This is a genomic window from Lysinibacillus sp. NPDC092081 (genome assembly GCF_044755845.1).
In the GTDB taxonomy this organism is placed as follows: Bacteria; Bacillota; Bacilli; order Bacillales_A; family Planococcaceae; genus Lysinibacillus.
On record NZ_JBIVRU010000002.1, the window covers coordinates 382,109 to 395,327 of the forward strand.

Annotated in this window: 11 protein-coding genes, 2 riboswitches and 1 other annotated feature; of the genes, 9 read left to right on the forward strand and 2 right to left on the reverse strand. The window is 36.8% G+C overall.

The window, feature by feature from the left end; all coding sequences use genetic code 11:
- Positions 1–146: 146 nt before the first annotated feature.
- Positions 147–920 carry a magnesium transporter gene (locus tag ACIQLB_RS06625; RefSeq protein ID WP_400722660.1) on the reverse strand — a complete coding sequence of 258 codons (774 nt, stop codon included), beginning with the start codon at positions 918–920 and terminating at the stop codon, positions 147–149.
- Positions 921–938: 18 nt separating this feature from the next.
- Complete coding sequence (locus ACIQLB_RS06630) at positions 939–1,643, reverse strand: MgtC/SapB family protein (protein WP_400723096.1); 705 nt, start codon at positions 1,641–1,643, stop codon at positions 939–941.
- Positions 1,644–2,012: 369 nt separating this feature from the next.
- Positions 2,013–2,186, reverse strand: a riboswitch (M-box (ykoK) riboswitch).
- A 771-nt stretch (positions 2,187–2,957) separates the two neighbouring features.
- A riboswitch (M-box (ykoK) riboswitch) is annotated at positions 2,958–3,131 on the forward strand.
- A gap of 226 nt (positions 3,132–3,357) precedes the next feature.
- Between ACIQLB_RS06630 and ACIQLB_RS06635 the strand changes: the two genes are divergently transcribed.
- The 9 genes from ACIQLB_RS06635 (at position 3,358) to mltG (ending at position 13,197) form a co-directional block, all read left to right on the forward strand.
- The gene (locus ACIQLB_RS06635; protein ID WP_400722663.1) at positions 3,358–4,287 is read left to right on the forward strand and encodes a magnesium transporter CorA family protein; all 930 of its coding nucleotides are present in this window, start codon (positions 3,358–3,360) and stop codon (positions 4,285–4,287) included.
- Positions 4,288–4,308: 21 nt separating this feature from the next.
- Complete coding sequence (locus ACIQLB_RS06640) at positions 4,309–5,259, forward strand: magnesium transporter CorA family protein (RefSeq protein ID WP_400722666.1); 951 nt, start codon at positions 4,309–4,311, stop codon at positions 5,257–5,259.
- A gap of 38 nt (positions 5,260–5,297) precedes the next feature.
- Positions 5,298–6,251, forward strand: coding sequence for a magnesium transporter CorA family protein (locus ACIQLB_RS06645; RefSeq protein ID WP_400722668.1), 954 nt, complete (start codon positions 5,298–5,300; stop codon positions 6,249–6,251).
- A gap of 106 nt (positions 6,252–6,357) precedes the next feature.
- Positions 6,358–6,571, forward strand: a binding site (T-box leader).
- 110 nt (positions 6,572–6,681) lie between these two features.
- Positions 6,682–9,342 (forward strand): alanine--tRNA ligase, encoded by a 2,661-nt coding sequence (alaS, locus tag ACIQLB_RS06650; protein ID WP_400722671.1) that lies wholly within the window; start codon positions 6,682–6,684, stop codon positions 9,340–9,342.
- A gap of 224 nt (positions 9,343–9,566) precedes the next feature.
- Positions 9,567–9,833 carry an IreB family regulatory phosphoprotein gene (locus tag ACIQLB_RS06655; protein ID WP_004226839.1) on the forward strand — a complete coding sequence of 89 codons (267 nt, stop codon included), beginning with the start codon at positions 9,567–9,569 and terminating at the stop codon, positions 9,831–9,833.
- Between the two features lie 2 nt (positions 9,834–9,835).
- Positions 9,836–10,252: a Holliday junction resolvase RuvX gene (gene ruvX, locus ACIQLB_RS06660; RefSeq protein WP_400722676.1), complete on the forward strand. Its 417-nt coding sequence runs from the start codon at positions 9,836–9,838 to the stop codon at positions 10,250–10,252.
- Positions 10,253–10,271: 19 nt separating this feature from the next.
- The gene (locus ACIQLB_RS06665) at positions 10,272–10,580 is read left to right on the forward strand and encodes a DUF1292 domain-containing protein (RefSeq protein ID WP_400722679.1); all 309 of its coding nucleotides are present in this window, start codon (positions 10,272–10,274) and stop codon (positions 10,578–10,580) included.
- Positions 10,581–11,114: 534 nt separating this feature from the next.
- Complete coding sequence (locus ACIQLB_RS06670; protein WP_400722682.1) at positions 11,115–11,642, forward strand: DUF1292 domain-containing protein; 528 nt, start codon at positions 11,115–11,117, stop codon at positions 11,640–11,642.
- A gap of 427 nt (positions 11,643–12,069) precedes the next feature.
- Positions 12,070–13,197, forward strand: coding sequence for an endolytic transglycosylase MltG (gene mltG / locus ACIQLB_RS06675; RefSeq protein WP_400722685.1), 1,128 nt, complete (start codon positions 12,070–12,072; stop codon positions 13,195–13,197).
- The last annotated feature ends 22 nt before the right edge of the window (positions 13,198–13,219 follow it).

Sequence of the window (13,219 nt, forward strand, 5' to 3'; positions counted from 1 at the left end):
TTTAAAATTAATTTAACTTCTTTCAGCGGATGTCACGGAATCGGCTTTGTGCAAACACAAAGCCAATTCCGGACGCTATTATGCCTCGGCATAATTGATACAATTACTTCTCATTGAGTATAATTGCTGTAAAAATATCACTATCTTTATAGATATGTCAGCACATCATCAAAAGTAACGATTCCAAGTAGTTCAAGGTTCTCTGTTATTACAGGGACTGCTAAAAGACCATATTTTCGAATGATTTGGATTACCTCAGATTGGTTTGTATGGGCAGATACTGAAATGATTCCAGAGTTCATTATTTCACGCATTCGACACTCTGGTGGGGAAATTATTAGCTCTCGTAATGATACGACTCCAAGCAATTGTTTATTCGTATCTGTAACATATAAGTAATAAAAAGTTTCTGCATCAGCTTCACTATGCTTTAGGCGTTCAAACACATCAATTACTAAATCATCTTTTGCAACTATTACTACGTCTGTTGTCATCAAGGCTCCCACTGACCCTTTTTTGTATTGAAGTAATTGCTTAATATCATTGGCTTCATCTTTTTCCATACGTTCTAAATAAAAATCGGCTTCTTTATATGATAGTAGCCCCAAGAAATCTGTGGCGTCATCTGGAGGTAATTCATTTAACATCTCCACTGCAAATGGACGGTCAAGCTCTATAATACATTTTTTCTGCATGGATGGTTCTAACTCGCTAAAAATTTCTCCAAATTCACAAGGAGTTAAAAAAGAATAAACTGTGATGCGCCTTTCTTCACTAAGTTCTATAAAAAATGTTGCTTGATCCATAGGGTGCAAATCTAGAAAATCCTTTCGAAAAGAATCTTTTTTTCCAAACTTTAAAGATTGCAACATGTAGTATGTGTACTCTTCTTTATATTTATATTGATGTAGTCTAATCATTATTGACGCTCCTTTCTATTACAAATTCTCAATTTCGACACTCAGGACGTGATCAATCTTTTTGACATAATAATAAATCTCCGTCGTGTATTGGTCTTCTGGTACCGAAAGAATTAAGTCAATTAATTGGTGATCGTTATCAATATCTTTGAGCTTGAAATGCCGAATTTTATACTCATATTTTTTGGAAGATCCATTTTGCCCTCTATGCTTAATCATTTTAATTAATTCTGTCATACGATAATTCGATTCCACGATAATCTTTAATGAAATTTCCTGTCGGTTAAGTGTTGATAGACCTAATGTTTTTATGAAAAAGGGCACAATGTTGACTGCCATTATCAAGAGGATGACAGCACATGTTGCTTCTAGATAAAACCCCGCCCCGATAGAAATTCCAAGGGCAGAAGCTGACCAGATTAGTGCAGCGGAAGTAAGACCAGAAATAACCTCGTTACTTCTTCGTAAAATAACGCCAGCACCAATGAAACCAACTCCGCTTACAATCTGCGCAGCAAGTCGCATCGGATCCATATTCGGATGATTGGCACCGCCAAATTTTCCAAATGCTTCTATGGATACAATTGTTAATAAACAGCTGGCAATACAGATGACCATACTAGGTCTTATGCCCAGTTGTTTTTGTTTAATCTGTCTATCAATCCCAATCAATAATCCGAATAGTAAAGCTAGGCTTAACTTGATTATCATTTCTACTGTCATTATCATCGTCAATCACCTCTTCATTTCTTTTTATAGAATGCCACTAAAATAAAAATAATATAAAAAAGCTCCCGTAAAAAAGGGAGCTTCTTGCTTAGAATGTATCTTGTTCAACGTACACATCAAATAAACCGTATCTTGATAAACTCCAATTGCAGAAAATTCATAAGTGGAGTTTTGAAGAAAGGGACATATGCGGACTGAACGCAAAAACGCTGCCTTTTGCCATATTCGAATTATTTAAAAATATGAAATGCCATATCGAATAACTATCCATCACATGTTCCCCCTTTTATAGTCAAATAAAATAAAACCCCCTCTAACGATTTAGAGGGGGTGAAAAGCGCACAAAAAAACAAAAAAGTACGTTCGATTCCCCTTAATCGAGTTTTAGCACTATACACCGTAAAGAAATGTAATCATTTCTTAGCCACCTTAAGAAAAGCCTTAATTCGGCAATTCCTGTTCTACCCATGGGCATCTTTCGATATTTCTGGGCAGTGGCCTATGTTTGCATAGGAGCCTCACCTAACGAGGACATATTGTTTTCAGGTGAATTGTACTCTGAATAATTTTGGTTGTCAACAACTGTTCAAAAGAAAAAATCTTAAAATGGCCACATAAGTGGGGGATTTCCGTTCCAGTGGGGCAAAACGATATTGACTACGAGGGCGTATGTCAGGACGTTATATCTTTAACCTTCGTTCCCCTACTGGCTAGCTCCCTTTCCAATCAACTTTTTATTACATAATATCCCGAACTTTTGTTGATGAGCCTTATTTCTATGCTTACAATTATTACTTAATCAAATTTGGGGTTAGAAGTTTTATGAATTAAAAATTATTTATTTTGTACTTTATGGATGATCAATAGCTTCTGTAACTGTCGTTAAGTCTTTTTCATGGTACGTAAGTTTTTTATATTTAAACTGCTGCACAATGAATCTAAAGAGGATCAATACAAAATCTATGAAAGTATATAGAGTGGAGAGTGGCAAGTACTCCTGTCGCTCTGCTTTCGTTGCAAAGCTTACTGGAATCTTTTTGTGAGTTGCTAGGGTTGATAAAAACAGCTTAATAGAACAGAGAAAATGTTTAACTTATGCCGAGGCATAATTGATTTAAGAAAAATTATGAATGCTCTTTATTTGTTTTGTTAGAATAAATTTTTTTCGTAAACAACCGTAAATTTTAAGGCAAAGACTACAATATTTGTTTCATAGTTTATACGGAAATTCGTAATAAAAAAAACTAAAAAACATTTTTTGACTCTTGACAAATCAAAAAATACGGCTTACGATTGCGAGGAAATTAAATAAAACCTCGTTAGGTGAGGCTCCTATACAAACATAGGCCACTGCCCAGAAATATCGAAAGATGCCCATGGGTAGAACAGGAATTGCCGGATTAAGGCTTTTCTTAAGGTGGCTAAGAGATGAATTTATTTCTTTACGGTGTATAGTGCTAAAACTCGAGTTAGGGGAAACGAAAGTGCTTTCTGTACTTATTTATTTTTTATGCACTTTTTTAAATCTCCGGGGCTCCTGGAGGTTTTTTTATTTTCAAAAAAGAACTTTACTACACTTTAGTGGAGAATGAGTGTTCGTTTTTAGAAAGGAGGGGGTCAAAATGGAGAGTCCGAGTCCGACCGATGGAGATAGTAGGAGTAAAAAACTTAAATCTGTTTTAATTCAACAGATTAGGAGGACGATTCAATGCTTAAAATCTATAAAAGAAGCAAAGAAGGGCTACTGGAAGAACAGCCTAAGATCGTTCAGGGTAGCTGTGTATATCTCACTGAACCATCCGAAGAGGATATACAGTATGTTGCTAATCGACTTGGAGTACCAACTGACTTTATTAGTGACTCCCTTGATATGGATGAACGATCACGAATAGAAAAAAGCGGAAATGATTTATTACTGATTGTCAATGTACCCTTAAAAATGCCAAATGGTGAAACTATACCATATAGGACAATTCCAATGGGTATTATTCAAACAAGTGAAGTAATTGTAATAATTTGTCGTGATAATCATCCGATTCTACAGGAATTTAGCAAAATTCTCGATACGAATTTTAATAACAATATAAACGTATCTTTTATTTTACAATTGTTGCTTGTTTCGGCCCGTTATTGTTTACGATGCCTTGATGATATTAATCAAAAAGTTATTGTATCTGAAAAATTAATACAAAAATCGATCAAGAACAGTGAAGTGTATACTTTACTCAATATAAATAAGAGCCTTGTTTATTTCATAAAGGCGTTAAAAGTAAATCTTGTGATGATGAGGAAATTGTCAAGAGTACTAGAAATGAATGAAGAAGACGAAAAACGGATGCAAGACACTCTTAACGAGATGCAACAAGCTCTTGATACATCAAAAGTTTACAACAAAAATTTAAGCAATATGATGGACGCATATTCTGCGGCGATTGAAATTAACCTAAGTGTTGTAGTGAAAGTTTTAACTGCATTTACGATTATCTTGACGTTTCCAACGATGGTCGCAACAATTTATGGGATGAATTTTCCATTACCAAAGCAAGATGGTGCATATGCATTAGCAGTGCTAATGTCAATTTCTGCAGTCATTAGCTTGTTGACAGGTTGGATATTTTACAAAAAACGGCTATTTTAGCAGAGAAAGCGAGGAGAAAAGATGCTTACAATATATCAAAGTAATTCAATAGGTCAATTACAACAGGTATCTGACATTGTTCATAACACGTTGCTCTATCTTGTGGATCCGACAGATGCTGAAATTTCTCAAATTTCAAATAAACTCAATGTTCCGAAAGATTTTATTCGTGATTCTTTAGACATCAATGAGCGACCTCGGATTGAAAAAGAAGATTCGTCAATGGTCATCATTCTTAATTCTCCTGTTGTGATGAATGAGGAACGTTTGTACGAGGAAATCCCTTATCGTACGGTACCAATCGGGATTATTCATGTAAAGGACCATTTAATAATTGTCACAAAAGAAGACAATCCATTATGTAGAGACATATTTTCAGGAAAGTATGGAACATTTCAAACGCATATGAAGACTCGAATAACATTACTTCTATTTGAAGCGATTGCTCAATCGTATCTCGATTTTCTCAAGCGTATAAAAGCACAGGTTGGTCGATTGCAGCGAGAATTAAAAGAATCACATAACAATCGAGAGCTTTTTGGTCTGATTCATATTAATAAAAGTTTAGTATATTTTTCAACATCTTTACGAGCTATGCGCAATGTCTTTTTACACCTTTCCAAAGGGCAGGATATAAAGCTATATGAAGAAGATCAACAAATGTTGCATAATGCGCTAGTAGATATTGAACAAGCAGCGGAAGTAACAGAAATGCGAAGTCTTAGTTTAAGTGGTCTTATGGATGCGTACGCAGCAATCACTCATAATAATCTGAATAGTGTTTTGAAAATACTGACTACCCTTACGCTTGTACTAATGATACCGACTATAATTGGAAGTGTTTTCTCGATGAACGTCCCGTTGCCCTATGAAGATCAACCATTCATGTTCTTAGTAGTTATTGGACTAATGGTAGGGATCAGTGGAAGTCTCTTCTACGTATTTTACAAATCAAAATTTTTGCGTTTCTAATATATTCAGATAGTACGTAAGAAAGGTTGTGTTATAAAATGCTTATTATTAACAAAAGTACCTTAGAAGGTAAGTTTGAACAGACATCAAAAATTGGTTATAACAGCTGGCTTCATCTTGAAGCACCAACAACAAGTGAAATTGAACATGTAGAGGCAGCTCTTGGTGTTCCAAACAATTTTTTAACGGATTCACTTGATATAGAAGAACGCCCACGAATTGAAGAGCGCAACGGAGCGGTCTTAATGGTTATTCATGTCCCATACGACCAATTAGATGTCGAGAGTTCTGATCAAAACGTGAAGTATCGGACAATTCCAATGGGTATCATACACAAAAAAAATCATATGATAACGATTTGTAGAGAAGAGTTACCTTTTATGAAGGATTTGTTTAATGGTGAATTAACTCTTTGTGAGACACATATGAAAACGCGCAATACTTTAAATATATTAAGTATAACGGCTCGAGCATATATTCGTTTTTTAGCTACAATTGAACGGGAGATCACTTTAGCAGAAAAGGAACTTGCCAAGTCATATCGTAATAGTGAGATGTACACACTCCTTAACTTAAACGAAAGTCTTATATATATGGTAACTTCTCTTAAACAAATGAAATTTACGATGCAAAAAATATTACATGGTAGCTCTATCAAATTAGACGAAGACGATGCAAGTATTTTAGACGACGTCCTTATTGAAATTGATCAAGCATATGAAGTGACGGAAATTAATCAAACTAATTTAAATAATATTATGGATGCATATGGTAACGTAATTCAAAACAACGTAAGTCAAGTCCTTAAATTACTCGCTTCATTTACAATCATATTGTCAGTGCCGATGTTAATTGCCAGCATTTATGGGATGAATGTGCCTATACCATATCAAGATACATCAAATATATTTTGGGTAGTGATTGCCGTTATGATCTTGTTAACAGGATTGTCTACCTTCGTTTTTTACAAAAAAAATTATTTCTCTCGGTAGCATAGTGGGATAGAATATAATTTTTAACGAGCTTAGTTATGTTTAGCAATTATAGTGCCAATTGACAGAAGAAAATATTTTTTTTATAATTCTCGTTAGAAAATAGTAAAAAACGATGATGGAAAAAGTACGTATTTGTGCGTGTAAAAGAAAGGGATTTCTTGGCTGAAAAAATCCTCACAATAGCAAATACCGAAAGCTACTCCAGAGTGCAGTTAATCCCTGCCGTTCACTTACGTTACAAGTGCTAAAGAGGTAAGTATACTTTTACTTACAACTAGGGTGGTACCGCGAGACAAACACAAGTCCTCGTCCCTTTTTTGGGATGGGGGCTTTTTTATGTCTATCTGCGCGAAAGCTTACGCCGAAGCAAAATTGATTTGCGGACTCATTTCGTATTTTACAAAACATATTGGGAGGAACTTTTCATATGAAAGCAGTAGAAATTCGCCGCATGTATTTAGAATTCTTTAAAGAAAAAGGTCATCATCATGAGCCATCAGCACCACTTGTGCCAATCAATGACCCATCATTACTTTGGATTAACTCAGGTGTTGCAACACTTAAACCATATTTTGATGGTCGTATCATTCCTGACAATCCACGTATTACAAATGCCCAAAAATCAATTCGTACAAATGATATTGAAAACGTAGGTAAAACGGCTCGACACCATACGTTTTTTGAAATGCTAGGTAACTTCTCGATTGGGGATTACTTCAAAAAAGAAGCTATTCATTTTGCTTGGAAATTCTTAACGGATAAAAAATGGATGGGCTTTGATCCAGAGCTTTTATCTATTACTATCCATCCTGAAGACCAAGAAGCGTATGACGTATGGCATAACGAAATTGGTATTCCTGAAGAGCGTTTAATCCGACTTGAGGGGAACTTCTGGGATATCGGTGAAGGTCCATCTGGTCCTAACTCAGAAATTTTTTATGATCGTGGGGAAGAATACGGTTCAGATGAAAATGATCCAGAAATGTATCCAGGTGGTGAAAATGAACGCTATCTTGAAATTTGGAACTTAGTGTTCTCTCAATTCAACCATAATCCTGATGGCACATATACACCACTTCCAAAACAAAATATTGATACTGGTATGGGTCTTGAGCGTATCGTATCAGTTGTTCAAAATGTTCCAACGAACTTTGATACTGATTTATTCATGCCTATTATTGAAAAAATCGAGCAATTAGCAAATCGCAAATACAAACGTCCAGGTGAAGTGGCGCTAAGCGAAATCTTCGGTTCAGAAGAAGATATCAATACACCATTTAAAGTTATCGCGGACCATATCCGTACAGTGGCGTTTGCCATTGGTGATGGTGCTCTTCCTTCAAATGAAGGTCGCGGTTATGTATTACGTCGTTTACTACGTCGTGCTGTGCGCTATGCAAAACAAATTGGCATTGAAAAGCCATTTATGTTTGAATTAGTACCAACTGTGGGTGAAATTATGAATGATTTCTACCCAGAAGTAACGGAAAAATGCGAGTTTATCCAACGTGTTATTAAAAATGAAGAAATTCGCTTCCATGAAACATTAGACGGTGGTCTTGCTATCTTTAACGAAGTAGTAGAAGCTCAAAAAGCAGCTGGCCATGACTACATTCCAGGTGCAGATGCATTCCGTTTATATGATACTTACGGTTTCCCAATCGAATTAACAGAAGAGTATGCGGAAGAAGTAGGCATGAAGGTTGACCATGAAGGCTTTGAGACAGCAATGGAAGAACAACGTGAACGCGCACGTGCAGCTCGTCAAGATGTAGATTCTATGCAAGTTCAAAACGAAGTGCTAGCAAACTTGACGGTTGCGAGTGAATTTGTAGGCTATGATACATTAACGACAGACACAGAAATTGCAGCGATAATTGTCAACGGCCAAGTATCAAAGGTAGCATCTGAAGGGCAAGAAGCACTAGTTATTTTAGCTAAAACACCATTCTATGCTGAAATGGGTGGTCAAATTGCGGATAGCGGTGTTATTTCTAATGATAGCTTTACTGCCATTGTAAAAGATGTACAAAAAGCTCCAAATGGTCAGCCGCTTCATACTGTACTTGTAGAATCTGGCGAAATGCACGTTGAAGATGCTGTAAAAGCGGTAGTTAACCGTGAAGAACGTAATTTAATTATTAAAAACCATACAGCAACACATATTATGCAACGTGCGCTAAAAGATGTACTGGGCGACCATGTTAGCCAAGCCGGATCATATGTAGGTCCTGATCGTTTACGTTTTGACTTCTCTCACTTCGGACAAGTGACAAAAGAGGAATTACAACAAATTGAACGTATTGTAAATGAAAAAGTGTGGGATGATATAGAGGTCGTAATTGAAGAAAAAGGCATCGATGAAGCGAAAGCTATGGGAGCAATGGCGCTATTCGGTGAGAAATATGGCGATATCGTTCGCGTTGTTTCAATTGGTGACTACTCTATTGAGCTTTGCGGTGGTATTCACGTAAAACGTTCTTCTGAAATTGGCTTCTTCAAAATTGTTACAGAAGGTGGTATCGGTGCAGGTACACGTCGTATCGAGGCTGTGACAGGTAAAGTTGCTTATGAAGCAATAAAAGAGGAAGAAGCTTTATTAAACGAAGCAGCAGCATTATTAAAAGCAAATCCAAAAGATATTGTGACAAAAGTACATGCATTACAAGCTGACTATAAAGATTTACAACGCGAAAATGAGGCGTTATCACAAAAAATCGCGAATGCACAAGCAGGCGCTATTGTGGACGCAGCGCAAACTTTTGGGGATGTAACTGTTTTATCTACTAAAGTTGAGGCGAAGGACAATAATCAACTGCGTCAAATGATGGATGACTTGAAAGTTAAAATGCCTAAAGCTATTATCGTTCTTGGTGCTGTCGATGGCGAAAAAGTTATGCTATGTGCTGGTGTAACAAAAGATTTAGTTGGTGGCAATTACCACGCAGGAAATATCGTAAAAATGGTAGCAGAAGCATGTGGTGGTAAAGGCGGCGGTCGTCCAGATATGGCGATGGCAGGTGCAAAAGATGCATCAAAACTTGATGAAGCACTACTTTCTGTGTATGATTATGTTAAATCCATTTAACTTCTATCAGTGGATGTCCAAACATCCACTGAAATAGAGGAACTCAGGCTAAGAACTTCACATCCTGTGAAAACGCCTGAGTGACCAGCATCGTGCTGGCCTAAAGCCTCCGGACGCAATTATGCCGAGGCATAATTGATAATACGCCAAAACATGTTATAATAAAGAGAAATTGGAGATGAGCTTTTGCACATCTCCTTATTTCTGAAAGCGAGGTGCTGGTCATGAGTTCATTTGATCAAACTATGAAATTTAATTTTCCAGAAGAATCAATGGAACAGGAAGTCAAGCAGGTAATGTTGAAAGTACATTCTTCATTAGAGGAAAAGGGATATAACCCTATCAATCAGATTGTCGGTTATTTACTTTCTGGTGATCCGGCGTATATTCCTCGCCATCAGGATGCTCGTAATTTAATTCGCAAGCTTGAGCGTGACGAAATTCTAGAAGAGCTTGTTAAGTTTTATATTAAAAAGAACAACGAGGACTAGAAATGAGAATTATGGGATTAGACGTTGGGTCAAAAACCGTTGGCGTTGCTATTAGTGATGCTTTAGGGTGGACGGCCCAAGGTATTGAAACCGTAAAAATTGATGAAGCTAACGGCGAGTTCGGCATTGTCCGTATAGCCGAGTTAGTGAAGGAGTATGCTATTACAGAATTTGTTGTAGGATACCCGAAAAACATGAATAATACGGTGGGACCGCGTGGTGAGGCTTCTGAAGACTATAAAAAGCTTTTAGAAGAAACATTTTCACTACCGGTCAAGCTCTGGGATGAGCGTTTAACTACGATGGCTGCTGAGCGTATGCTAATCGAAGCTGACGTGAGTCGCAAAAAGCGTAAGCAAGTCATTGATAAAATGGCTGCTGTGATGATTTTACAAGGCTACTTGGATAGCAAAAATTAATTGATGAGGTGACAAGCACATGGCACAAGAGCATAACCATGAAGAAGAATTACATGTACAGCACATTACAGTGATTGACGAGAACGGAAATGAACAGCTTTGTGAAGTGATTCACGTACATGAATCAGCTGAATTTGGCAAATCATACGTATTTTACTCAATGGTAGGCGCAGAAGAAGATGAGGATGGCTCTGTAGAAATCTTCGTATCTTCATTCGTTCCATCTGAAAATGGTGAAGATGGTGAATTAACACCAATCGAAACTGAAGCAGAGTGGAATTTGGTAGAAGACGTATTAAACGCTTTAGAGGATGAATACGAGGACTAATTCGTAATCTTTAAAAGTGTGGAACAAGGATGGCAACAAGCACTCCTTGTTCCTTTTTTACTTTTGAAAGAATAAAGCTGTCTTATCACCAAAAGTTATGAATGACACTTTTTTATATATGCTCTGTATATTAGTTGATTGGAGTGGAGGCTTGGCGACTCCTTGGGGATCAGCGATAGAGGAACGAAGGCTAAAAGCATCACGTCCTGTGATAACGCCTTTGTGACCAACATCGTGTTGGCCCGAGACCCTGGAGCGAGCAACGCGAGTGAAGCGGGTAGGGGAACGAAGGCTAAAAGCATCACGTCCTGTGATAACGCCTTCGTGACCAACATCCTGTTGGCCCGACGCCCCCAGGAAAGCGCCCAGCCGGAACGGAAATCAACCACACGTTATGGTGATGAGCCATAAGCTGTGAGGTTATGTGAGACTATGGCAAATCCAATGAATTAAAGGTGAGTTTTTTGTGTCACCAAAAAAATGACTCGTATCAAAGTTTGAAACATAATTTAGCCTAATTAAGGAGGAGATTAAATGAACGAGGAAACGCAAGAATTTCTTATAGTCGGGGAAAATGGCAAGGAGCAAAAGTGTCGTGTTGTCTTCACCTTCGATGCAGAGGAAAAATCATATGTATTGTTTTCGTTAATCGACGAAGAGGGCAATGAAATTCCTGGAGACATTTCTGCTATGACATTTGATTATGATGATAACAATGGAGAAATGACAAATCTACAGCCTGTAGAAACAGATGCAGAATGGGAAATGATTAATGAGGTAGTCCTGACACTTCTAGACGAATTTGAAGAAGAGCCGCAACTATTTACAATAACAGATGAGAATGGGGCAGATCAGGTATGTGAGGTTATTCATACATTTTCATCTGAACAATTTGGCAAATCCTATGTACTATATGTTCTGGCAACGGACGAGCCAATAGAGGAACGAGATATTTTTGCTGCACAATACGTATCGGGAAATGACGGAACGATTGATGATTTATTACCGATTGAAACAGATGAAGAATGGGCATTTGTTGAAGATATATTAAATGAATTGTAATTAGAACTCTGAGTGGTAAAATACTACTCAGAGTTTTTTTCTTTTTCAATTGTTATGTCAAGTCAAATTGTATAGGAATGTAAGCGTTTGTTCTTAACCTTGAAAAAAGTATACTAAAAATTGTATTTCTAGTAACTTCAGATGAGGCTGTCAAAGTCATAAAACTGTTTTGGTGTCAGTTTGTTGACTAAACCTGTGAAAATCAACTTTGATTTGTGATATTCTTTCTTTTGTCGCAAGCTTTTTTAACTTCTTTCAGCAGGTGTCCAAACATTCGCTGAAAGAAGTTAAAGCCTCCTTTCCGATTCCGGACACAATTATGTCGAGACATAATTGATGATGTGATCTATTTCTACTGAATTATCTATTTCTGTTTGTCGTGATAGTTGATTTCTAGTATGATAATGAAGTGATAGGGGGGAAACCCGTGAATAACGGTTCAAAAAAACAAGAAATGTTTTCAAAAATGCAAGAAAGAAAATCCGAGGTAAAAACTGTGAGAAAAATCGTTGCTATAGTTGCAATTGCTTTTGTTCTAATAGTAGGGATTATCGGTTTACTTGGCTATAATTATGTGAAGAGTGCCTTAAAACCAGTGGATCCAGATGCGACTAAAACAATAGCAGTTGAAGTACCAATTGGCTCAACTTTAAGCTCTATTTCAACTCTTCTAGAGGAAAAAGGGGTTATTAAAGATGCTCGTGTTTTTAAATACTATGCTAAATTTAAAAATGAATCCCAGTTCCAAGCAGGAAACTATGGTTTAACACAAGCAATGACATTGGATGAGCTAATCGAAAGTTTAAAAACCGGGAAGGTCTACCGTAAGCCAGTCTTTACAATGACAATTCCAGAAGGTCTAACACTTGAACAAATTGGTAATGTTGTGGAAAAGAAAACGCCGTACACTCAAAAAGAATTTATGGACTTAGTAACAAGCGATGCGTTTGTACAACAAATGAAGGCTAAATACCCTGAGCTTGTAACGGATGCGGTTTTAGCTGATAATATCCGATTTGATTTAGAAGGCTATTTATTCCCTGCAACTTATTCTTATTTTGAAAAAAAACCATCATTGGAATCGATTGTAGACGAAATGGTAGGGGCAATGGACAAGGTTGTGAAAAATTACAACGACGTTTTAACCGAAAAGAAAATGTCAGTACATCAATTATTAACATTTGCTTCATTACTGGAAAGAGAAGCTACTGCCCAAACAGATCGAGAAACGATTGCGAGCGTATTCTATAATCGTATCGATCAAGGGATGCCACTACAAACAGATCCAACTGTTTTATATGCACTTGGTTCCCATAAAGATCGTGTACTATATAAAGATTTAGAAGTAGATAATGCCTATAATACTTACAAAAATAAAGGCTTACCACCAGGTCCTATTGCAGGCGCTGGAAAAACTTCAATTGAAGCAGTGCTTAATCCAAGTAAAACGGACTATCTCTACTTCTTAGCGGATAAAAAAGGTGTCAACCACTTCTCAAAAACGTACGATGAACATTTACTGAAAGTAGATAAATATATAAAAAAAGCAGAGTAAGTACTTTAAATAGACAAAATAA

Excerpts from the sequence above, each read along its gene's own strand:
- ACIQLB_RS06625 (WP_400722660.1), bottom strand. The coding sequence starts at position 920 with ATGATTAGACTACATCAATATAAATATAAAGAAGAGTACACATACTAC.
- ACIQLB_RS06670 (WP_400722682.1), top strand. The coding sequence starts at position 11,115 with ATGAACGAGGAAACGCAAGAATTTCTTATAGTCGGGGAAAATGGCAAG.
- ACIQLB_RS06635 (WP_400722663.1), top strand. The coding sequence starts at position 3,358 with ATGCTTAAAATCTATAAAAGAAGCAAAGAAGGGCTACTGGAAGAACAG.
- ACIQLB_RS06640 (WP_400722666.1), top strand. The coding sequence starts at position 4,309 with ATGCTTACAATATATCAAAGTAATTCAATAGGTCAATTACAACAGGTA.
- alaS (WP_400722671.1), top strand. The coding sequence starts at position 6,682 with ATGAAAGCAGTAGAAATTCGCCGCATGTATTTAGAATTCTTTAAAGAA.
- ACIQLB_RS06665 (WP_400722679.1), top strand. The coding sequence starts at position 10,272 with ATGGCACAAGAGCATAACCATGAAGAAGAATTACATGTACAGCACATT.
- ACIQLB_RS06655 (WP_004226839.1), top strand. The coding sequence starts at position 9,567 with ATGAGTTCATTTGATCAAACTATGAAATTTAATTTTCCAGAAGAATCA.
- ACIQLB_RS06630 (WP_400723096.1), bottom strand. The coding sequence starts at position 1,643 with ATGACAGTAGAAATGATAATCAAGTTAAGCCTAGCTTTACTATTCGGA.
- ACIQLB_RS06645 (WP_400722668.1), top strand. The coding sequence starts at position 5,298 with ATGCTTATTATTAACAAAAGTACCTTAGAAGGTAAGTTTGAACAGACA.
- ruvX (WP_400722676.1), top strand. The coding sequence starts at position 9,836 with ATGAGAATTATGGGATTAGACGTTGGGTCAAAAACCGTTGGCGTTGCT.